Origin of the sequence: Streptococcus sp. CF8-6 (assembly GCF_024295845.1) — a bacterium.
GTDB classification, from domain to species: Bacteria; Bacillota; Bacilli; order Lactobacillales; family Streptococcaceae; genus Streptococcus; species Streptococcus oralis_BO.
This window is the reverse complement of sequence record NZ_JANCOF010000001.1, coordinates 564600-586642: the sequence shown is the minus strand read 5'-3', so window position 1 is coordinate 586642 and position 22043 is coordinate 564600. Positions and strand designations below refer to the sequence as shown.

The 22043-nt window shown below is 42.2% G+C and carries 18 protein-coding genes, 1 pseudogene and 1 other annotated feature; all 19 genes and pseudogenes read right to left on the bottom strand.

What is annotated here, in order from left to right; genetic code table 11:
• The 19 genes and pseudogenes from dnaG to mutM all read right to left on the bottom strand — a co-directional run bounded on the left by dnaG (window position 1) and on the right by mutM (window position 22003).
• Window positions 1–1761: a DNA primase gene (gene dnaG / locus NML69_RS02840; RefSeq protein ID WP_254725246.1), complete on the bottom strand. Its 1761-nt coding sequence runs from the start codon at window positions 1759–1761 to the stop codon at window positions 1–3.
• A gap of 196 nt (window positions 1762–1957) precedes the next feature.
• On the bottom strand, window positions 1958–2716 hold the full coding sequence (locus NML69_RS02835; protein ID WP_254725245.1) for an ABC transporter ATP-binding protein: 759 nt from the start codon (window positions 2714–2716) through the stop codon (window positions 1958–1960).
• Window positions 2713–3579 (bottom strand): ABC transporter permease, encoded by an 867-nt coding sequence (locus NML69_RS02830; protein ID WP_198459716.1) that lies wholly within the window; start codon window positions 3577–3579, stop codon window positions 2713–2715. The genes NML69_RS02835 and NML69_RS02830 overlap by 4 nt, the downstream gene beginning before the upstream one ends.
• Window positions 3580–3644: 65 nt before the next feature.
• Window positions 3645–4640, bottom strand: coding sequence for a tryptophan ABC transporter substrate-binding protein (trpX, locus tag NML69_RS02825; RefSeq protein WP_254725244.1), 996 nt, complete (start codon window positions 4638–4640; stop codon window positions 3645–3647).
• A gap of 118 nt (window positions 4641–4758) precedes the next feature.
• Window positions 4759–4974 (bottom strand) — a binding site (T-box leader).
• A 96-nt stretch (window positions 4975–5070) separates the two neighbouring features.
• Complete coding sequence (ppc, locus tag NML69_RS02820) at window positions 5071–7767, bottom strand: phosphoenolpyruvate carboxylase (protein ID WP_084849581.1); 2697 nt, start codon at window positions 7765–7767, stop codon at window positions 5071–5073.
• A 23-nt stretch (window positions 7768–7790) separates the two neighbouring features.
• A complete protein-coding gene (locus NML69_RS02815; protein WP_254725243.1) occupies window positions 7791–9014 on the bottom strand; it encodes an FtsW/RodA/SpoVE family cell cycle protein in 1224 nt (407 codons plus the stop codon).
• 187 nt (window positions 9015–9201) lie between these two features.
• Complete coding sequence (prsA, locus tag NML69_RS02810) at window positions 9202–10143, bottom strand: peptidylprolyl isomerase PrsA (protein WP_000728082.1); 942 nt, start codon at window positions 10141–10143, stop codon at window positions 9202–9204.
• A 67-nt stretch (window positions 10144–10210) separates the two neighbouring features.
• A complete protein-coding gene (locus NML69_RS02805; protein ID WP_254725242.1) occupies window positions 10211–10924 on the bottom strand; it encodes an O-methyltransferase in 714 nt (237 codons plus the stop codon).
• A gap of 1 nt (window position 10925) precedes the next feature.
• Window positions 10926–12728: an oligoendopeptidase F gene (pepF, locus tag NML69_RS02800; RefSeq protein WP_254725241.1), complete on the bottom strand. Its 1803-nt coding sequence runs from the start codon at window positions 12726–12728 to the stop codon at window positions 10926–10928.
• Between the two features lie 18 nt (window positions 12729–12746).
• Window positions 12747–13703: a competence protein CoiA gene (locus tag NML69_RS02795; protein ID WP_254725240.1), complete on the bottom strand. Its 957-nt coding sequence runs from the start codon at window positions 13701–13703 to the stop codon at window positions 12747–12749.
• Between the two features lie 74 nt (window positions 13704–13777).
• Window positions 13778–14926 (bottom strand): annotated as a pseudogene (locus NML69_RS02790) (hypothetical protein).
• 177 nt (window positions 14927–15103) lie between these two features.
• Window positions 15104–15964 (bottom strand): SAM-dependent methyltransferase TehB, encoded by an 861-nt coding sequence (gene tehB / locus NML69_RS02785; protein WP_198459723.1) that lies wholly within the window; start codon window positions 15962–15964, stop codon window positions 15104–15106.
• Window positions 15965–15978: 14 nt separating this feature from the next.
• Window positions 15979–16446, bottom strand: a complete 468-nt coding sequence (gene smpB, locus NML69_RS02780) for an SsrA-binding protein SmpB (protein ID WP_001051742.1) — start codon at window positions 16444–16446, stop codon at window positions 15979–15981.
• Window positions 16409–18763, bottom strand: coding sequence for a ribonuclease R (gene rnr, locus NML69_RS02775; protein WP_254725239.1), 2355 nt, complete (start codon window positions 18761–18763; stop codon window positions 16409–16411). The genes smpB and rnr overlap by 38 nt, the downstream gene beginning before the upstream one ends.
• 202 nt (window positions 18764–18965) lie before the next feature.
• Window positions 18966–19199 carry a preprotein translocase subunit SecG gene (secG, locus tag NML69_RS02770; protein ID WP_000282517.1) on the bottom strand — a complete coding sequence of 78 codons (234 nt, stop codon included), beginning with the start codon at window positions 19197–19199 and terminating at the stop codon, window positions 18966–18968.
• A 39-nt stretch (window positions 19200–19238) separates the two neighbouring features.
• Window positions 19239–19388 carry a 50S ribosomal protein L33 gene (gene rpmG, locus NML69_RS02765; RefSeq protein WP_007519517.1) on the bottom strand — a complete coding sequence of 50 codons (150 nt, stop codon included), beginning with the start codon at window positions 19386–19388 and terminating at the stop codon, window positions 19239–19241.
• The gene (locus tag NML69_RS02760; protein WP_033584091.1) at window positions 19388–20587 is read right to left on the bottom strand and encodes a multidrug efflux MFS transporter; all 1200 of its coding nucleotides are present in this window, start codon (window positions 20585–20587) and stop codon (window positions 19388–19390) included. The genes rpmG and NML69_RS02760 overlap by 1 nt, the downstream gene beginning before the upstream one ends.
• Window positions 20574–21179: a dephospho-CoA kinase gene (coaE, locus tag NML69_RS02755; protein ID WP_254725238.1), complete on the bottom strand. Its 606-nt coding sequence runs from the start codon at window positions 21177–21179 to the stop codon at window positions 20574–20576. Before coaE ends, NML69_RS02760 begins: the two co-directional genes overlap by 14 nt.
• Window positions 21179–22003 carry a DNA-formamidopyrimidine glycosylase gene (gene mutM, locus NML69_RS02750; protein WP_254725237.1) on the bottom strand — a complete coding sequence of 275 codons (825 nt, stop codon included), beginning with the start codon at window positions 22001–22003 and terminating at the stop codon, window positions 21179–21181. Before mutM ends, coaE begins: the two co-directional genes overlap by 1 nt.
• Between the last annotated feature and the right edge of the window lie 40 nt (window positions 22004–22043).

The following is a 22043-nucleotide window of genomic DNA, read 5'->3' as shown; positions in this document are numbered from 1 at the left end:
TTACTCCATTCTTCTCTTTTGGGAAATCAATCGTTGCAATTCTTCCAATGCTGTGTCTGTATCTCCTACATGACTAGCTTCCTGCACTTTCTTTTTAATCCTTAAATTGTCCTTGCTGAGGAGGGCACGGTTACGAGTCTCTTCGACTTCAGAAAGTTCTTGAGGCGACATCTCTGTTGGCAAATCTAGACCAAGAACATGGTACCAGGCATTTTCAACCTCAGGAGTCTGATGAGACAGTTCCTCTGATCCGATTTCTCCCTCTACACTTAATAATTCGTAAAGAATCTGAAATTCTGGGGTATCAAAGAAAAAATCTCCTCTTAATCGATAGTCATTTAACACAACTGGATTCTCTGCCATCCTATAAAGGAGATGAGCCTCTGCTCTCATAACAGCCGTCAGTTGCCTCGTTACAGGTAAACTAATCGCTACGGGTGTAGGTTGCTCCTTTACCCTCTCCTGCCTTTGAACAATCCGACTTTCATTTACAATCTGTTCTACTTGCTGGTAATCAAAGGAAGGTAGATTATCCGCCAGAATGTGGATATAGGAATTCTGGGCGGTGATCGACTTTTCTTTGGCAATTAAGGGCGCAATCTTTTCAATGAACTCGATTTGCGCTTGCAAGTTATCACTATTCTCAGGCTTGAGTTGGTGAATATAGAACTCTATAGGACTGATCCGAGTCTTTGTTAAGAGGTAAGCCAGGTCTTCAGCAGAATTCTTTTGCAAATACTCATCTGGGTCCATGGCATCAGGTACCCGAACAACCTCCACTGAAAAGTCTTTTAACTCCTCTAGAGCCTTGGCTGTTGCTGCCTGCCCTGCTTTGTCGCCATCATAGCTGAGAACAATTTTTTTGGTAAAGCGTTTGAGGTGATCAACATGCTCCTTGCTCAGCGCTGTCCCCATAGAAGCCACAGCATTTTCTATACCAGCACGGTAGGCCGCGATCACATCCATGAAGCCTTCCATCAGGTAGAGTTCTGCTGTCTTTCCAGTTGCTTTTTTAGCCTTGTCCAAATGATACAATTCGTAACTCTTATTAAAAATTGCAGTCGAACGACTATTTTTGTACTTGGCAGTCTGATTATCTGTTTCTTGCCAAATACGACCTGAAAAGGCAATAACTTGCCCCTTATCGTTGGTCAAAGGAAAGATGATACGTCCAAAAAAAGTATCATAAAACTGATTGCCATCTGACAGATAAAACAAGCCCGAATCCAATAAATCCTTTTCCTCGAACTTGTCAGCCAAACGTTGATAGAGATAGGTTCTCTCTGCTGGAGCCAGTCCAATCTGGAAATGCTTCAGAACATCATCTGTCAATCCACGTTTGTAGAGATAAGCCCTTGCTTCTTCTCCCATCTTGGTCGTCATGAGGATGGCATGGTAAAAACGGGCAGCTTCTTCATGCATATCATATAGAGCTTGATGAGGGGAAGCCTGATGAGGACGAGACTGTACGGGCATAGCCAGCTGAATACCGACGCGCTCTCCCAAGAGCTGAACGGCTTCCATGAAGGACACGCCTTGGTATTCTTCGATGAACTTAAAGACATCTCCTGAACGACCACATCCAAAACAGTGATAAAACTGCTTGTCTTCCACAACGTTGAAAGAGGGGGTCTTTTCACCATGAAAAGGACAGAGCCCTAAATAGTTCCGTCCAGCCTTTTGTAAAGAAATCACGTCACCTATGACTTCCACAATGTTGGCATTGTTTTTGATTTCTTCAATGACTTGCTTGTCAACCATACACAATACCTCCATTTTATCATAGTTTCACGTAAACTAGTATAGCTTATTTCTGAAAAAAAGTAAACCATTTCATACACTTTCCGTAATTCTCTTTGCCTTATTTTTCTTAATAGAAAGGGAAGATAAAAAACTCAGAATCACTTCCGTGTTTCTAAGTTAATCTTAACTATTTTTTGATGAAATATAGGCTCATCTATTCAAATAATTGATAGTAGTCTGAGATTTTCATCTTAGCTTTTTCTTCTTTATTGAGGTCTTGGATGATACGACCTTCTTTCATGACAATCAAACGATTTCCATACTTCAACGCATCCTCCATATGGTGGGTAATCATGAGGGCAGTCAGCTTATCTTTTGTGACAAATTCATCCGTTAATGCCATTAAAGCCACGCTGGTCTTGGGGTCGAGTGCTGCTGTGTGTTCATCCAACAAGAGCAACTCTGGTCGCTTTAAGGTTGCCATCAAAAGACTTAGGGCCTGACGTTGACCACCTGATAGAAATTCAATCGGAGTGTCAAGATGTTTTTCAAGACCATTTCCAACCTTTTCAATGGTAGCCTGAAACTCTTCTCTATAGCTTGATAGCCTTCTAGGAAGAAGCCCTCTCTTCTCACCACGAAACTTGGCAATCAAGAGATTTTCCGCCACCGTCATACGAGGAGCCGTACCCATCTTAGGATCCTGAAAGACACGAGACAAGTACTTAGCTCGCTTTTCTGGTGAAAAATGGGTCACATCCTCGCCCATGATACGGATGCTTCCGCTTGTTAAAGGTAGGGTACCTGCAATAGTGTTAAAAAGCGTTGACTTCCCTGCTCCATTTCCACCTAGGATGGTAATGAAATCATGTTCGAAAATTTCAAGAGAAATATCATTCAGAATGATTTTTTCCTCGTCAAAGCCATTCGTGATGACTTTGGTAGCATTTTTTAATTCTACAATTGCTGTCATTTGCTAAACTTGACTCCTTTCAGGTATTTGCTTTTGAAGGTTGGAATCATAAGGCAAACTGCCAAAATCAAGGCGCTGTACAAACGCAGATAACTTGTATTAAATCCAAGAGCAATCACTCCCCATACGAGGAACTGATAAGCGATAGAACCTACAACGATGGTCATGAGTCGCTCCGCTAGGGTCAAACTCTTGAACAAAACCTCACCAATAATCAAGCTAGCAAGCCCTACGACAATCACGCCGATTCCTCGAGAAACATCTGCATATCCTTCTTGTTGAGCAATTAAGGCTCCTGCAAGCGCGATGATCCCATTTGAGAGAACCAAGCCCATGAGTTCCATACGTCCTGTATTGATACCAAAGCTACGAGCCATATCAGGATTGTCACCTGTAGCGATGTATGCCTGACCTAGTTTGGTATCTAGGAAAAAGAGCATAAGGCCAATAACAAGAGCAACAAAGATAAATCCAGTCAGGAGTTGGTTAAGGTCTGAATCAAAAGGTAAGACATCCTGGATTTGTTTAGTTCCAAGAAGCCCCAGATTGGCACGTCCCATGATCATGAGCATGATGGAATGGCAGGAAGTCATTACTAAAATTCCTGATAAGAGGGTTGGTATTTTTCCTTTGGTACATAAGAGACCTGTTGCCATTCCAGCTAGACAGCCTGCTCCTACCGCAGCCAATGTCGCTAAAAATGGATTGACTCCCTGTGTTATCAAGGTTACAGCTACTGCTCCCCCAAGAGGAAAAGAACCTTCAGTAGTCATATCAGGGAAATTCAAAATTCGAAAAGTCATAAAGATTCCCAAACCTAAAATCGCCCAGACCATCCCCTGAGAAATAATGGATACTATCATAATCTTTCACTCATTTCTTTCTTTAGTAAAAATGGGAGGAGATGTGCCCAGCTCCTCCTTTATCTTTATTCAATCACTTGTCCTGCTTCTTTTAGAACGGACTCAGGAATGGTGATACCAAGTTCCTGCGCTAGTTTTTTGTTAATCACTGACTTACCAGTTGAAAAGACATTAACTGGCGTATCAGCTGGTTTTTCACCTTTCAAAACTTTGGCAATCATCTTACCAGTAGCCACTCCAAGATCGTGTTGGTCAACTACTACAGATGCTAATCCACCTGCTTCTACCATGGCAGTGGCACTTGGGTAGATTGGCTTTTTAGCTGTTTGGTTGCTTGAAACAACTGTTGAGAATGCGGATGCGATGGTGTTGTCAATTGGAACCCAAATCGCATCAACCTTACTTGTCATGACATTAACTGTTGAAGCAATTTCATTGGTTGATGGAACGGCAAATGTTTCGACTGTCAAACCTGCTTTTTCAGCATAAGCCTTGAATTCTTCAACTTGTGATTTTGAGTTATCTTCACTGCTTGAGTAGAGAGCGCCGATTGTTTTGACATTTGGTGTCAAAGTTTTAATCAATTCCACTTGTTGTTCAGCAGGGTTATGGTCTGATACCCCTGTGATGTTGCCACCTGGTTTTTTCAAATCTTTAACCAAGTTAGCACCGATTGGGTCTGTAATAGCAGCCATGATAACAGGTAGGTCTTTTGTAGCACTAGCAAGTCCTTGAGCAGCTGGTGTCGCAATCCCAACAACAACGTCGTTTCCATTTGCTACCAATTGTTTACTCATGGTTGCAACCTTGCTCTGATCACCTTCAGAGTTCATAAAGTCGATTTTTACCTGGTCGTCCTTATATCCTTCTTCAGCTAGTCCATCTTGAATCCCTTGGTAAATCAAGTCCAAGGATGGATGACTAACAAATTGAAGGACACCAACCTTAGCGACCTTTTGCTCTTCCTTAGTTGCTGGCTTGTTCATTGATGAATAAATCAAGCTAGCCACCACCAATACTGCTAATCCAGCGACAATTCCAATCAAACGTTTATTTTTCATTTTTCTTTCTCCTTAATTCTTTTACCTTAACTTGTTAAATCACATCATCAAGCGATGCCATCGTTTAAATTTCATAGTCTTTCCTCCCCATAGAAAAAGTCCTCACACAAAAAACTTGTGTGAGGACGTCGATGCGCGGTGCCACCTCAATTATAGGGAATATCCCTATCGCTCTTTCTCGCAATAACGAGTTGCACTGTAAGGTGTGCTCACCGAATTTTTATGATTTCAAATTCTTAAGTACATTCAGCCCAATTTCATCAATTTCATCTATCTGCTTTCACCAACCACAGACTCTCTAAAAAATGAGCAAGATTACTTTCTGAATGTTTAAATTATATCATTTTTCAACTACTTGTCAAGGCTATTTTTAGAATTTTTTAAACAATTCAAAAACTTCCCCTTTATAAAAGAGGAAGTTTGTAGAATATCAGCCTGAATTACGTAAACCAGTTGCAATTCCGTTAATAGTTGTATGGATCAGTTTTTCTTCGTCAGCTGACAATTCGCCGCGACGTTGACGTTTGATCAACTCCAACTGGATGTAGTTCAGGATATTAAAGTAAGGCATACGATAGTTTAGACTGTCTTTTAGATAAGAGTTTTCTGCCAAGAGTTCGTCATAACCTTCGATAGCTAAAATAACATCCTTTGTCAACTGCCATTCATCTAAAATAGTATAGTAGATAGCTTGTACTTCTTCGTCTTCACAGAGCTTGGCATATTCAAAAGCAATGTTCATATTAGACTTAGACAAGACCATGTCTACATTAGAAAGCAAAGATTGGAAGAAAGGCCAGTTTTGGTACATGTCTCGAAGGAACTCGATATTCTTCGGATCTTGATCTATAAACTCTTTAAAGCTGGATCCTACTCCATACCATCCAGGAAACATGACACGGCTTTGTGACCATGAGAAGACCCAAGGAATGGCACGCAAACCACCAATTTCAGTGATGGTCTTACGAGCTGCTGGACGCGAACCGATATTGAAGCTTGAAATTGCCTTGATTGGACTTGATTCAAAGAAATAGTCATAGAAATGTTCATTTCCAAAGACCAAATCACGGTAGATATCATAACTACGATCCACTACTTGGTCCATGATGGCTTCGTAACGATTTGATGTATTAGTATCACTCTTCTTCTTGGTAATCATACGGTTAATGGCTGCAGAAACCAACATTTCAAGGTTATAATAAGCAGCATCTTTGTTACCGTATTTGTTTCCAATGACTTCTCCTTGCTCAGTCAGACGGATACGGTCCTTAATAGACTTGAGTGGTTGAGATGTGATGGCTTCATAAGTTGGTCCACCACCACGACCCACAGTACCACCACGACCATGGAAGAAAGTAACCTTAACGCCAAATTCATCCCCAATAGCCGTCAGTTGTTGTTGCGCTTTATAGAGAGTCCAACATGATGACAGGTAACCACCGTCTTTGTTACTATCAGAGTAGCCAAGCATGATTTCTTGGTAGTTGTCTTTTGAAGCAATCCATTTTTTAGCCAAAGGTAGAGAGAAATATCTTCTCATGGTTTCTTCCGAATGATCCAAGTCTTCAATCGTTTCAAAGAGGGGAACAATCTGAACGCGGGCTTTTTGGGCATCCACCAAGCCGACTTCCTTGAGCATGATGGCTAGTTCTAACATATCGGATACACTGGTTGCGTGCGAAATGATGGTTTGACGAATAACATTTTCACCCAGTTTATCCTTCAACTTGCGCGCAGCTTTAAAGATAGAGAGTTCTTTTTCAAGCAGTTCTGACTTTTCAGCATGAGTCGCTGAGAGAATACGAGGGTCTTCTTCCAACTCTTTTAAGAGGAGGGTACATTTTTCGTCTTCAGAAAGGTCGCTATAATGGTCGTTAATACCAGCTGATGCTAGCAATTCAGCCACACAGGCTTCGTGAACACTAGAATCCTGGCGCATATCAATAGAAGCAAGGTAGAAACCAAAAATTTCTACTGCTTGCATCAACTCGACAAATTCTCCTGAAATCAGGTATTCCCCTTTGTTTTCAAGGAGAGAGTCGCGAATGGCCAACAAATCTTGATAAAATTCATCTGCAGTGGCATATCTAGGCTGAAGGTCTTTGTCTTCAATCAAATAAGCCTTGGTTGCCTGCATCTTAGCTTGGATGTCAAAAAGAGCACGGCGATAGAGTTCTTTTTCACGGTAAATGGAGTTATCTTGTGACTTCAGCGCCATCTCACGGACCTTGTCGCTGACATTCACGATGCTGGTTGAAAGTGAAAACTCACGATAAAGATTATAAATCTTTTCATCATAGTAGTTCATGATGACTTCACACTGAGTCAAAGCTGATTTGTTGAGGGTTTCCGCAGTTACGAAAGGATTCCCATCACGGTCTCCTCCTATCCACATCCCCATGGTAATTGGTTTTGGATGCTCAAGCTCGATACCTTGTTCTTTAGCTAATTTTTTATACTCAGCTGTCAAACGCGGAACAGCATTCAGGAAAGAACTTTGGTAATACTCCATCACGTTGGTGATTTCGTTGGTTACCTTCAATTTCTTCTCACGAATCATGTCCGTTTGCATGATAATTTCAATGTAACGACGGAGATCCGTGTGCCATTTTTCTTTATTAATCAAGCCGAGTTTGACATCACGGTACTTGCGCAAAAGCGTATGGATATGGTTGGTTAAATCCAGCATACTCTTGCGTTGTACTTGCGTTGGATGGGCGGTTAAGACAGGAACGACATTTAACTTTTCTAAAATTTCGGCTGCATTTTCTTTTTCAGCTACCATCTTAATCGTTGTAGATAGTTTCCCTAGATAGTCTTGGTCCACATTGTTTTGGTGATTGATTTCATAGGCCAAATCCACATCCTCAGAGATATTAATCAAAAGTGGAAGGATAGAGAAATAGCGTGAAATGTAAATCATTTCTTCATTCGAAAGACTGGTCACTAGGTCATTGAGCCCTTGATAATTCTCGCTTGTTGATAATTCCTTCAACTGGATAATCTTTTCAAAGGTTTCTGGCGCTAGCATATTTTTTGTGATATCTTCTAATAGCTCAGTCAGAATCAAGACTTCTTCTTGGACGACTGCTTTATTACTATAGTTTTCTAATTTTTGAAGAGACATATACTTTCCTTTCCATTCAATCCTTACAGACTTTCATCGGTTTGATTTTCGTATTCTCTGATAAGTTTGGCACGTTTTTCACTTGCGTCAATGTTCAGTACAAGCGCGATGGCTACGGATAATACCAATAGACTGTTCCCACCTTGTGAAAGGAAGGGGAAGGTTACCCCTGTAGAAGGAATCAACCCTGAAATCCCACCGATATTGACAAAGACCTGAACAAGGATCATCCCTCCGACGCCAATAGCAACCATGGAGTTAAAGGGATCCTTTGCTCGAATACCAACCAAGATGATTCGCAGAATCAAGAAGAAGAGTAAAGCCAAAATCATACTGGCTCCAACGAATCCAAACTCCTCGATGACAATCGAAAAGACGAAATCCGTATGGGCTTCTGGCAGATAACCACGCTTCTCAATAGAATTTCCCAGTCCCAGTCCGAACCAGCCTCCATTTACCATTGCATAGTAGGAATTTGCGAGCTGGTGTCCTGCACCCGCCAAGTCATTAAAGGGATTAAAGAAGGCACTAAAACGTTTAGCAACGTAACCAAATACAGGAATTTGAGAGAACTTTTCAACCCCAACAAAGCGAATGACAGACAAGACTAACATTGAGCTCCCTGCCAAGAGAGCCAGAATGGTCGAGAACCAACGATAGGCGATCCCACTTACGGTATACATGATGAGCGCCACCAAGACTAAGATGGTCGCATTTCCCAAGTCTGGGAAAATTCCCAAGCTACCAATCAGAACCAGCAGAACAAAACGCCAATCGTTAAAAGCTCGAGGTAGCCACTGATTCTGTGTCAAAACCTGGAAGTCATAAACCGCAATCTCATCTTGTTCCTTTGAAAATCGATGTGCCAGGTACCAGATGATGATAATCTTAAGGTACTCCGCAGGCTGAATCGTTACAGGTCCTACAGAAATCCATCCGTATGCTCCATTGACAGGTGTTCCGACCAGTCGCGCCAGAGCTAAAAGAACCATCTCCACAATCATTACGATAAAGATGAGACGCCCATTTCTTAAGAATCCTAATTTTAATTTATAGATTAAGGCAATCAGAATCAAACTAGCTATCCAGAAGATCCCCTGGTTACGCACCAATTGAAAGGCACTTTTCCCTTCTTCAATCAAGGTTGCACTCGTTGTCGAGTACACCACAATCAGCCCCAAAATCGATAAAAGGAAGTAAGGTATCAAAATGGAATAGTTTAGTAGGTGCCTTTTACTAATTTTCATATTTCACCACTCTAATAGGAACAGACGCTTCTGTTCCCAATTCCGTTTTATTTTCTAGTTTTGATTGCTATTATACCACTTTTTCAGAAAGAAAAAAACTCTTATCCTTTAATCCTTCGAATTTTACTCATTTTCTCGTATTAGGTATAAAAAAACAAATCTCAAAAGAGATTTGTTTTTTGCTTTCTTAGTTAGATGAAGAGCTGCTGCTTGAGCTTGAGTCACCACCACCGATGTATTGGGTGAAGATGTTTTGGAATGATTGGTCTTTAACCTTGATGTTTGCTGCTTGCAATTCTTTACCAATTACTCCTTGAACAAAGGCTGAATCATTTTGTTTTTGAGTCAAGATGATGGTCTTCAATTTTTCTTTGTAATCCTCTATATTAGAAGATTTTTCTGTTTTCTTCGTTACTTTGATGATGTAGAACTGACTGCTGTAGGCTTGTGTTCCAGTAGCTGTAATCACATCAGAAACCCCGTTCACATCCAAGGCAAAGGCTGCTTTCTTGACTTGTTCTGGAAGTTCTGTTGAAGCAGAGTCAAAAGTGATTTCTCCACCATTTTCTTTTGTTTTGTCGTCGTTAGAGTTGTCTTTTGCCAACTGAGCAAAATCCGCACCTTCAGCTTTAGCTTTCTCAAGTACTTCTTTTGCCTTGTCTTCATTATCTAAACGGATGATTTGAGCTGTTACATCTGGTGTGTAAGACTCAAAAGCTTTTTGGTAGGCTTCGTCTGTCAACTCACTCTCAGCAGCCTTCTTAACTGCCAATTCAACCAATTTGCTGGTACGGATTTGAGCTTTACGAGTCTCAGGTGTCATACCTGCACGTTGAAGCACGCTGTTGTAGCTATCGCCGTATTTCTTTTGTTCTTCAGCAACGGCATCATCCACATCTTTATCCGTTACCTCTGATCCATATTGTTGTTCAAATACTTTTTGGATGGTCATATTGAGCAAGACTTGTTGCGCAGTTGGATTGTTCTTTACTTCTTCAAAGAATTGATGCTCTGTAATCACATCGCCCTTCATGCTGATCAAATCTTTTCCTTCAGAACTGTTTGAACAAGCTGCAAGTGTTGCTACTGATAAAAGTGTGATGGCTCCTGCCATAAGTTTTTTCTTCATTTTTACTCCTTTTACGGTAAGTGTTACCTTATCTATTTTACTATAATTTCTTAAATTTTTCTGAAAATCATTCGCTCTCAGGAAGCTCTACTTCTGCTAGATTCTTTCGTAGCATGAGAATGCCGTCCCCAAGTGGAACTAGAGTTGCTGTTAGACCTGGATTGTCCAAAGTTGCGTCGAAAAGTCTTTGCAAACCTCGATAAATGGTGCGTTGACCACGGCGAACTTCCATGATGTCCTTGGCAACATCTCCTCCTTGGAAAATATCATCCAAGACGACTACTCCACCAACTTTCAAGTGCTTGAGGATTTCAGGCAGAAAGACGATATACTTGGACTTGGCCGAATCCATAAAGACAAAGTCATAAGTTTCTGACAGGCTAGATAAAACATCGACTGCATCTCCCTCTAAAAGAGTGATTTGCTTACGACTGTCAAACTGGGCAAAGTTTTCCTTGGCAAAACCTATCATTTCTGGATTACGATCAATCGTTGTAATCTTGGCATCTGGCGCATGTTCCGCCATCAAGAGGGCTGAAAAGCCAATAGCCGTCCCAATTTCCAAAATGTTCTTGGGCTGTATGGTCTCCATGAGAAACCGAAAATACGCGACCGTTTCATGGGGAATGATGGGAATGTTTTCCTTGCGAGCGAAGGTTTCCAATTCCTTCAAGGAACCTGTCACTTGCTTTTGACGCTGGCGCATGAGTTCTACGATTTCTTCCTTGACGACGGGACGACGCATGTTATGGTTGGCATTTTTACTATAAGACTCTACCATCTTAAGCTAGTCCCAATTTTTCAACAAGGGCTTCAAACTCGTTCAAGCGACGTTCAAAGACTGCAAAAGCGTCGTTAAGATAGTCTTCTTTTTCCATATCCACTCCCGCTTTTCTCATAACATTGAGTGGATAGTCAGACTTACCTGCCTTGAGGTAGTCGATATAGCGGTCACGATCTTCTTGACTCCCATGGACAATCTTCTCAGCCAAGGCTGAAGCAGCTGCAAAACCTGTTGAATACTGATAAACATAGTAGTTATAGTAGAAGTGTGGAATGCGTGCCCACTCGTATTGGATCTGAGGATTATCTTCCTTGCTGAGTCCGTAGTACTCTTGGTTCAAGTCCGCGTAGAGTTTATTGAGGAAATCACTTGTCAAGACTTCTCCATTTTGATCTGCTTGGTGGATAGCATGTTCAAACTCAGCGAATTGAGTTTGACGGAAGACTGTTCCACGGAAACCGTCTAGGAAGTTATTGAGAATTGCAAAACGAGTCGCATCGTCTTCTACTTCTTCCAATAATTTCTCTGTCAAGATATTTTCGTTAGTCGTTGAGGCAATCTCCGCCAAGAAGATAGAGTAATCTCCATAAACATAAGGCTGAGTTTCACGAGTATAGCTTGAATGCATACTGTGACCTGTTTCATGGACAAGGGTAAAGAGATTATCTAGATTGTCCTGCCAGTTGAGAAGCATAAAGGCATTGGTATCGTAAGAACCACCAGAGTAGGCACCAGAACGCTTGCCTTGGTTTTCATAGACATCAATCCAACGCTCACTGAAGGCCCGTTTAACACGGCTCAAGTAGTCGTCACCTAAAACTGCCAAAGCTTCTTCTGCCTTTTTCAAGGCTTCTTCGTAGGTAAAGCTATAATCTACTGACGAAAGCGGTGTGTAGACATCGTACATCTTGAGGTCGGAAATACCCAAGATTTTAGAACGCAGGTTAAGGTATCGATGCAAGAGTGGCAAATGCTTGCGAACTGCTGCTACTAAATTGTCATAGACACTTTCTGGAACAAAGTTTGCTGCGAGGGCTGCATGGCGAGCACTCTTATAGTTGCGAACTTTTGCGCGGTAGTTTTGCACTTTAACATTTGTCTGCAAGGTCTTAGCGTAAGTATGTTGGAATTGCTCGTAAGTCGCATAAAGGGCTTCATAGGCACCACGACGCACTTCACGATTTTTAGACTCCATCAAACGGATGTAAGTACCATGTGAGAGTTGCACTTCATTTCCTTCGTCATCAAGGACATATGGGAAGCTAATATCCGCATTGTCCAAAATAGCGAAAGTTTCACTAGCAGAACCAAAGATTTCTCCTGCTCCAGCAAGCAATTCTTCCTCACGTTGCGAAAGAACATGGTCTTTCTTTTGCAAGAGCTTGTCAAAAAAGTGCTTGTAAACTTGGAGTTTTGGTTGAGCTTCCAAGAAGGCCTTATACTGCTCCTCGCTAATCTCCATAAACTCAGGTTCATAGAATGAAAAGGTTTGTTCTAACTGACTGTATAGGGTCATCGCCTTAGCATAGTACTCTTGATACTTGGCTTCACGCGTGTCCTGGTCATTTTTCATATGCGCATAGACATAAAGCTTTTCAACTTGGCGTTCCAAGTCAAGTGAGAATTCTGTGATCTCAAGCAAACTGTCTGCACTATCCAAGAGATGTCCCTCATACTGGGACGCTGTTTGTACTTTTTCAGATAAGTCTTTCAAGGCTTCTTCCCAAGCCTGGTCTGTTGGGTAGATTGTCGAAAGATCCCATGTATCTTTTTCATTTATTTCATGTCGTTGTAATACCATAAGATTCCTCCATCCTTTCTATTTTACCACATTTTTTGAGAAATATAAGTGATAAAAGGCTGGTGGATAGAGCTTTTGGCGATTATTTTTCGGATTTTTTTGATAGTAAGCCTGAAAATTTCTATAATAGCTAGTCAAATCCGTTTCAATCTGCAAAAAATCACCTGATTCTATCGGCTTGACTTGAGGATACCAGTCGTCTAGTTGACGGTTTAATAGATTGTCTCCTTGCTGATAGGCTGCCTCCTGTTTTTTCATCCAGTAAGGCGTTTGGTAGTACAACTGCTGGCGAATGTAGTGACAAATAGTGGAATCTTGCACAACTGCAAAACGAGGCAGTTTTTGTTTTTGATAAGGAAATCGTAGAATTTCCAAGAGATTTCCTTGGCCATAGGGGAATTCCTTGACCTGAAAATGAAGCTTGCCACGTAGATCCTGATGCAGAAGATATTTCAGTCTCAAAACTTGCTTTTTGAGATCTAGTTCCCAAGCATAGAAACCCATATTTTGACTATAATAGAGAAATCCCCTTTGCAATTGTGTTAATCGCTCTTTTAACCAGAGTTTTTCTCCCAGTAGCCAGATAACCTGATATCCTTGGCTACGGTATCCTTGGCTTCTATCACCTAAAAGCTTTTGAGACAAGGGGCTGCACTGAACCTCCAGAGCTAGTTTCTCATTGACAAGAACATCCGCTATCTGCTGGATCTCGGGAAGAGCGTACTCTAGGGCAACCTGACAGTCTTTCTTGGCCCAGTGATAAAGGGCCTCTTTGTTGCCCAAGTGTTCTGGACTTTCATTCTCGAATATAGCGATGCAATCTCTTAACCTTTCATGGGCAAAGTGCGTTCGAATGCTCTGTCCTTGGCGTAACCGTAGTCCGCCTCCACAGGCTGGACAAGTATAAGCTTGCTTGGTCACATCTTTTTCGAGGGCATTTACCAAATTCCCCTTGGCATCTCTGGCTACAAACATGGACTACCTCCTTTTCTCATTTATTCGAAAAAAAACTAAAAAAGACTGGAATTTCAGCCTTTCATATTACTTTTCTACCTTTTAAACCTCTTAGAGTATTTTTTCAACATGGGAATGAGATTGGGAATCTGCTCACTTCTAATGACCAGCACGCCGTATTCTTGGCAGCGATTGGCATAAGCTGGATTGATTTTTCCAGTACAAACAATCAACTTGAGGCAACTCTCCCCAGCAAAATGATTGGCGTAGACTTCTAGTTCGTTGATGGCTTCAACAGATAAATCTGTCATTTTGCAGGAGATAAAGGTAATCGACCGGCCCTTTCTCAGAATGACATCAATCTCATTTTGAACATTGTCTGCCTCTGGAAAGATACCATTCCAATCAATCTCACCACCTATCATGCACTCATCAAACAACTGAGATTCAAGCGCCAAGAGATAGAGATATACCTCTAAAATATGTCCCTTGTTGCGGCAAAAGACTTGAGCTTCTTGACTTGGAAAGCTGTAGGCTACTCGTTTCTTGTCTTCGCTTTCAATACAAAGCATCCCTGCTTCCACAAGTAAAGGGATGAGGGATTCTGGATAGTGATAATACTTGCCGTTGTTTTCCAGTATTTTTTTGGTCTCAGCATGCAGGTCATTGGTCTTAGCTAGAGAGAAAAATTGGGTCACTTGATACCAGTGGGCAGGATTGGCAATGGCAGAACTGGCTAGTTTTTTGATGGCTGCAATTTGCTGAGCTGAGTGGATAGGGCGTTTTGATTTGAGCATTTTTCCGCCACGCAAGGCGATCAGCTATTGGATGCTTAGGGTTGGAATGTCTAGGTCTTCTTTTTCTAACTGACCAGCCACCCACTTGTATTGTTTTCCTCGCTCGACATCCATGGCAACGATGGAGAGGTGGCGATCCAAGCCGTATTGATAGAGAGATAAGGCTAGTAGCGAATCCCCACCAAAAACATCAAGAAGAACCTGGTCATAGCCTGCTAGACAATAATCTAACTGGTCTGCTAGTTGTTCTAAGGATAACTGACGAAAGGTCACTCGTTGAATATGAGGTACCTCTTCCATGATAAACTGACGGAGAGAGAGCTTCTCTTCATTGCTTATTTTCGTCAAAGATAGAAAAAGAATCTCGTCACAATCACTGATAAAGGCTTGGTAGAGATTCTTTTCCAATACATGCCGATCATACAATTCCACCAAAAGACTCGTCATTCGACCACCTCCATCATAAAGACTTTCTTGCGCTGAGAGTATCGGCAATACAGCCCTACTCCTCAGATTTCCTACTTCTAGTATAGCATAAAATCCTGCTTGCCCCAATCAACCAACGCAAACAAAAACGAATAGAAACCTTGCAAAGTGATTTCTATTCGCTAGTATAGGTTTGATTTACTTGATTTTTTTAGCTAACATGGTCGCAAAGCGTAATTGAATACGATTGCCATTTTCATCACGACGGTGCAGATGTCCTGGGTTTTCATTATACTTGACCAATTCCCAATCCTTGTAGTAGTCCGCCAACTCCCCTTCTTTAAAGGTGAATGGGAAATTAACCGAGCAAGGATAATCCTCTGTATCCATGGCACAGACGATAAGATTGTAACCACCGACCGTGGTGTGCTCCTGCATATTTTGGATAATAGCTGGAATGCGGTCCGCTTGTAGGAACATCAGAACAACTGTCGATACGATGAAATCATAGTCTTGTCTAATGCTGGCTGAATTGATATCATAAAGTCCGACAGGCATGTCTAGATCCTCTTGCTCTACGATGCTTTGCAAGATTTCAAGGGACAATTCATTTTGATCAACAGCTGTCACATCAAAACCATTCTGTGCGAGAAAGAGAGAGTTACGGCCTTGACCACAACCCAAATCCAAGGCTCTTCCAGGTTTCACTGTCTGCATAGCCTCTAGGACCTCTGAATGGACTGGATTGGTCTGGTATTTCTTAGGGAAATAATCCTCAGGTTTACAATAAAATTCCAAGTACCATTCTACATCATCAGTGGCAGCCTCTACTCGGTGCCAGGCTTGCGGTTGTGCCATAGGATTGTCAGCTCCTGCCTCAAAGAGGTGCTCAGCTAGAACCTCACCATCTTCAGTCAGCTCAATAAACTTGAGAGCACCCTTCAAGACAGTAATTTTTCCCCAAGTGCCGACTTTAGTATTGTGCTTTTGCTGGACAGCTTCAGGCATGGTTTGTTTATTCCACAAGGGCATCCGTTTATAGGCAATTAATTTTTCCATTTTACTTCCTCTTCTTAACGCTGGTTGACAGCTTTCATCACACGCGCGATGTCGCGGTTTTGTTCACGACGCTTGATCGACTCCCGTTTGTCATAGTCATGTTTCCCTTTAGCAAGTCCTAAAAGGAGTTTAGCATAACCATCTTTGATATAGACTTTAAGGGGAACAAGGGTCATTCCTGTCCCTTTGGTCTCTTGTTCCAATTTTTGAATTTGCTTCTTATGGAGCAGAAGTTTGCGACGTCGTTCCGGTTCCTGGTTCCAGATATTGCCCTCTTCGTAAGGGGCGATATGGACATTGCTCAGCCAGACTTCCCCATTTTTTACTTGAGCAAAGCCGTCCTTGAGATTGATTCGAGCAGCTCGAACGCTCTTGATTTCAGTTCCGGTCAGGACCATTCCTGCCTCTAGCGTATCTACGATTGTATAGTCGTGGTGCGCTTTTTTATTTTGTGCGACGACCTTTCCCTCGCCCTTTGCCATGCTTGGCTCCTTTCTTAGCTACTTCCTTGTAAAAAGGGTTCTTCCCCTTTTTCTTCTTGTCTTTTTGTGAATGCTTGTGCTTATCATTTGAGCGCCCTGATTTTCTCTTGTCTTCCTTCTTATCCGAACGACGACTTGAACCACGACCTCTGTCTTTGCGCCCAGCTTGTTTCAAGCCTTTTTCGATAACATCAAACTCACTTGGAATATAAGAGAAATCAATCTCTCCCGTCATCTTATCGGCTCTTTCAACCCGAATGCGAATTTGCTGTCCTACACGGAAGGTTATGCCCGATTTCTCCCCACGGAGTGTCAAGTCACGCTCGTTGAAATGATAAAATTCGGGCAAATTAGTAATGTGAATCAAGCCTTCAACTGTATTTGGCAATTCGACAAAGAGACCAAACTTGACAATGCTGGATACAACTGCGTCGTACTCTTCACCCACGTATTCTTCCATGTACTCAGCCTTTTTCATGGCTTCGACTTCACGCTCCGCCTCGATGGCACGACGCTCACGGTTGGAAGACTGGGTTGCAATCTCTGGAATCACTTGTTCAAAATGCTCTGCTATTTCCTTAGAACGACCGTAATCCCGAATCATTCGATGGACTAGAAGGTCCGGATAACGGCGAATAGGGCTGGTGAAGTGAGTGTAGTAGTCTGCAGCAAGACCATAGTGACCGTGATTGTGCTCTGAATAGCGAGCTTGTTGCATGGAGCGGAGAAGCATCATGGACAATACATCCGCATAAGGCTCTCCCTCAACAGCACGCATGATATCTTGAAGCGCCTCTTGGCTAATCTCACTGGCAGTCCCATAAATCCGCAAACCAAAGCTTGAAGCATAGTCAATAAACTTCTGAACTTTTTCTGCCTTAGGCTCCTCATGAATCCGATAGATAAAAGGTAGGTCCAGCTTGCTAAAGTGCTCGGCAACTGTTTCGTTAGCAATCAACATGAAGGACTCGATCATCCGCTCTGCAATTCCACGTTGGCGAAGAACGATATCCACAGGCTTACCTTTTTTATCCACTAGAATCTTTGCTTCGCTGGTATCAAAATTAAGGGCACCACGTTTCTCACGCATGCTTTCTAGCCTTTCATGAAGCTTGGCCATTAACTCGATACTAGGAACAATTTTCTTATACTCTCGTCTTTTTTCCTCGTCACCTGCTAGGATATCATTAACAGCGCTATAGGTCATACGAAAACTAGTCTTGATCACTGTTTGTGTAATGGTGTAATTAACTACACGACCGTGTTTATCAATTTCCATAATAGCAGACTGGGTCAAGCGATCTACTTGAGGATTGAGAGAGCAGATTCCATTTGACAAACGCTCTGGAAGCATTGGAACCACTCGGTCTGTTACATAGACAGAAGTCGCGCGGTTAAGGGCTTCCTTATCAAGGGCAGAACCCTCTGTCACATAGTAGGAAACATCCGCGATGTGAACTCCGAGTTCCATATTGCCATTTTTCAAAGGCTTGATGTGAACTGCGTCGTCCAAGTCCTTGGCATCTGCGCCGTCAATAGTGAAGATAAGCTCATCTCTTAAATCAAGACGCCCTTCCATATCCTTTTGAGACGGAGCTTCTGGTACACTTTCTGCTTCCTTGAGAACAGCTTCTGGAAATTCTGAGACAATATCCATGGATTCCAAGACTTCAAGAACGTCAATCCCAGCATCAGTCGAGTGCCCCACCACATCAAGGACACTAGCAACAAAGAAATCATGTTTCTTACTTGGGTATTTATCGATAAAGACCTTGAGAACCTCTGTCCCTTCCAACTTGATAGCTGGTTTCTTCACATAGATCGGTTGGCTGATTTTCTGATTTTTTGAACGGATGTAGCCCGCATACTTGGGCTTTTCCTGATCCAAAACGATTTGCCCGACAACGCTTGTCAGACTATGCTCTAATATATCAATGATTTTTGCTTCTGCAGCAGTTCCCTTGTTACGGTCAGCAACTTTCTTGATGACCACTTCAACGGTATCGCCATCAATAGCGTAGTTGACATCGTTTTTTCCTACAAAAAGGTCGTCCTCTTCGCCTTCTAGACTGACAAAACCAAAGCCGTTTTTATGGGCATGAAAAATCCCTTTGAGGGTAATTTCATGTTTCTTCTTTTGGTCCAGACATAAACTACCATCATCTTCAAAACGAATCTGGTGCTTTCTTTCCATCAGAGACAGAGTTTTAATCAACTCACGGAAATCCTTGGACCCATCCTTTCCGAGAGCTTGAGCTAGGTCATTTACCGTCACTCGCCCCTTCTCTTGCAAATATTCTTTAATTTTATCTTTCATGTTTTCTTTCTAGATTTTTTAATTTTCTTTTACTGTAAGACCTTCTCAAACATCATTTAATACTCAATAAAAATCAAAGAGCAAACTAGAAAGCTAGGCGCAGGCAGTACTGGAGTACGACAAGCCGACGCTGACGTGGTTTGAAGAGATTTTTGAAGAGTATAAAAATAAAAATAGGCAAAGACCTAGTCCTGCCCATTTCTTATCTACTTGATAATACCGTCAATGCTAAGGCAATGGCTAGCCAGAAAAAGACTAAAATACCTGTCAAACGTTGCATCACAGCTTCAAAACCACGCGCTTTACTACGTTCAAACAAATCACCTGAGCTGGCATCAAATACATTGCTGGATTGGTTCTTAGTTGGTTGCATGAAAATCGCAATCACAATCACAACAGATAATACTAATAAAATGGTTAATAATAGGTTATACATATCAAACTCCTTAAAATCCCTATTATTTTACCATAAATTCTACTTAGATTCAAGATGTAAAGTTACTTTTCTTTCCTTTGGACAATATTTTAACACCTCAATCTTGTCTGGATGGGTTTTGGAGTTCTTACTGGTTAGATAATTCATGCTGCCACAAGAGGAGCACTTGAGATTGATTTTTACTCGCACTAGATTTCCTTTACTTTTAATAATGATCTAAATTGCACTAAGTTGCATAAACAACTGAAAGCCACACAGGCTGCTGTCGCATAAAAGACAGCATGGTAGCCCAAATATCCTGCAACTGCGGATCCCGCCATAGGTCCAATCACTCCACCGAGATAAAAAAAGACTTGGTTGAAGGCGAAAATCCTTGAAATACCTGATTTTGGAGTCATTTTGCTGAGAAGGGCATTGACTCCTGGTATGAGAGCACCTGTTCCCAAACCAAAGAGAAAACGATACAAGCCAAGTTGAAGGGGGCTGGTTGCATGGGCACAAAGTAGGTAAATGATGACGGAATAAATCTGCGCCGCGACCAACAATCTATGATTCCCTACCTTATCGCCAAGTTTTCCTAGAATTCCAGCACTCATCATACTAGAAAATCCCATGCTGGATACGATCAATCCTGATACGAAGAGGAGATTCTCAGTCTGCCCTAAGTCCCGCACATAGAGAGCTAGAATGGGGCCAATTGATTGAGCTGAAAATTGAATGACGAAGCTAGTCAAAAATAGATTCACTAAAAGCCTAGGATACTTGAAAGAAGAAAATACTTCTTTCGTTGGGATAGCCTTCTCCTTAGCCACTGGCTGAAAATCTTCCTTGATAAAGAAAATGGTTAGGATTGCAGCTAAAAATAAGAAAGCACCTACCAATAAAAAGACATTACGAATGCCAAAAATTTCAGCAATAAAGCCTCCAACAAAGGGACCCGTCAGTGTTCCTGCAACAACTCCTGTAGATAGAGTTCCCAGAGCCGCTCCCGACTTATCTTTGGGTACCTGACTAGCGATCAAGGCTGTTGCATTGGGGACAAATCCAGTAAATACACCATTGAGCAAGCGCAAAAAGAGTAGCCAATAGATATTGGGTACGAAGGCCAAACCTCCCATCGTAATGGTCATGGCAAGCCCAGCTCGAATCATCATGGGCTTTCGACCGTACTTGTCAGCAAGAATACCCCAGATGGGAGAAACTAGAGCTGCAGAAACAGCCGAAACTGAGATGGCTAATCCAGCATAGAAAGCAACTTGGTCCCCTTCAATTCCCAACTGCTCCACAAAGATAGGCATGAAAGGAACGACCAAGGAAATGCTGGCGCCCGTTAGAAAACTACCGAACCAGGCAACGCGAAGATTCTCTTTCCAACTAATCTCTTGCACAGCTATCGCCTCCTTCAAGTAACTTCACTACTTGAGCCACAAGCTGATCACGACTGCCATTGTTGTCTAGAACATGACTGGCAAAATCTTTCTTTTTCTCTAAAGACCATTGGGCGGCCAAACGAGACTCTGCTACTTCCTTAGAAAGATGATCCCGTTTCATGAAACGTTCCACCTGAACATCACGGTCTACATAGACCAGCCACGTTTCATCAAACCAGGTGGCATAGTCCTGTTCAAAAAGCAGGGGAATATCCATGAAAAAAATCGCTTCTGTCTGAATCAACCGGTCTCGCAATGCAGCCAATTCCTCACGAATAATCTCCCCTTGGGTTTGCTTAGACCATTCTTGCTCCTCAGGATTTGAAAAGATGAGACTAGCCAGAAGAAGGCGATTAAGTTCTCCATTTTCAAGTATGATTTCCTGTCCAAAATGCTGGACTAAAACCTGATAAAGACGACCCCCGGGTTTTTGTAGATCATGGACGACTGCGTCAGCATCGACCACTTGGAAGCCTTTTTGTCTTAGAAAATTTGTCACAGTTGACTTACCAGAGGCAATTCCTCCTGTGATTCCGATGATTTTTCCCATCAGCCCCTCCTTTGACACTGAGGACAAAAATGAGTTCCACGTCCGCCTAGTTGAATTTTCTCAATCACTGTCCCACAGCGGGAACACGCTTGCCCAGTCTTATCATAGACCTGATGGAAGTCCTGCATGGTTCCGTCTTCTCCAAAGGCATTGGTATAGGTTCTAATGGTGGAACCGCCCTTTTCAACTGCCTGTCCCAAAACAACAATGGTCTGGTCATGAATAGCTGACGCTTCTTCTGCAGTCAAAGTTTGGGAAGGTCTAGCTGGATGAACCTGAGCTCGCCAGAGGACCTCATCCACATAGATATTGCCAAGGCCAGCTACCAGGGTTTGGTCTAGTAGATGGGATTTGATAGGCTTTTTAGACTTGGTTAGGGCAGCTTGAAAGACCTGCAAATCAAAGTCCTGCTCTCTTGGCTCAGGCCCTAGTTTTTTAGATACAAAGTAGGCATCCAAAAGGTCGGGTGCCAATAGTTCCATGGTACCAAACTTGCGCACATCCTCATATACAAGAGTGCCGCCATCCTCAAACTGGAAGAAAACATGGGCGTGTTTACGTTCTGGAACTTGGTCCGGATAGTAAAAATACTTGCCCTCCATCCGCAGATGTGAAATCAAGACCTTGTTTGTCAGGTAAAAAAGTAGATATTTTCCACGGCGTCCCATTGACTCAATTACTTGACCAGCTAACTCTTTTTGAAACTCTTCCAAATCTGTCTTAATCATCTTGGGATAAGCAATCTCTATATTAGAAATCTTCTTTCCCAAAATCAATTTTTTTAAGCCACGACGAACCGTTTCAACCTCAGGTAGTTCAGGCATAAGTCCTCCTTCTGTAAAAACAAGAAGCAGGCATGAGCCC

Coding starts and splice junctions, on each gene's coding strand:
- dnaG (WP_254725246.1), bottom strand. CDS start 1,761: ATGGTTGACAAGCAAGTCATTGAAGAAATCAAAAACAATGCCAACATT.
- NML69_RS02835 (WP_254725245.1), bottom strand. CDS start 2,716: ATGACAGCAATTGTAGAATTAAAAAATGCTACCAAAGTCATCACGAAT.
- NML69_RS02830 (WP_198459716.1), bottom strand. CDS start 3,579: ATGATAGTATCCATTATTTCTCAGGGGATGGTCTGGGCGATTTTAGGT.
- trpX (WP_254725244.1), bottom strand. CDS start 4,640: ATGAAAAATAAACGTTTGATTGGAATTGTCGCTGGATTAGCAGTATTG.
- ppc (WP_084849581.1), bottom strand. CDS start 7,767: ATGTCTCTTCAAAAATTAGAAAACTATAGTAATAAAGCAGTCGTCCAA.
- NML69_RS02815 (WP_254725243.1), bottom strand. CDS start 9,014: ATGAAAATTAGTAAAAGGCACCTACTAAACTATTCCATTTTGATACCT.
- prsA (WP_000728082.1), bottom strand. CDS start 10,143: ATGAAGAAAAAACTTATGGCAGGAGCCATCACACTTTTATCAGTAGCA.
- NML69_RS02805 (WP_254725242.1), bottom strand. CDS start 10,924: ATGGTAGAGTCTTATAGTAAAAATGCCAACCATAACATGCGTCGTCCC.
- pepF (WP_254725241.1), bottom strand. CDS start 12,728: ATGGTATTACAACGACATGAAATAAATGAAAAAGATACATGGGATCTT.
- NML69_RS02795 (WP_254725240.1), bottom strand. CDS start 13,703: ATGTTTGTAGCCAGAGATGCCAAGGGGAATTTGGTAAATGCCCTCGAA.
- tehB (WP_198459723.1), bottom strand. CDS start 15,964: ATGGAAAAATTAATTGCCTATAAACGGATGCCCTTGTGGAATAAACAA.
- smpB (WP_001051742.1), bottom strand. CDS start 16,446: ATGGCAAAGGGCGAGGGAAAGGTCGTCGCACAAAATAAAAAAGCGCAC.
- rnr (WP_254725239.1), bottom strand. CDS start 18,763: ATGAAAGATAAAATTAAAGAATATTTGCAAGAGAAGGGGCGAGTGACG.
- secG (WP_000282517.1), bottom strand. CDS start 19,199: ATGTATAACCTATTATTAACCATTTTATTAGTATTATCTGTTGTGATT.
- coaE (WP_254725238.1), bottom strand. CDS start 21,179: ATGGGAAAAATCATCGGAATCACAGGAGGAATTGCCTCTGGTAAGTCA.
- mutM (WP_254725237.1), bottom strand. CDS start 22,003: ATGCCTGAACTACCTGAGGTTGAAACGGTTCGTCGTGGCTTAAAAAAA.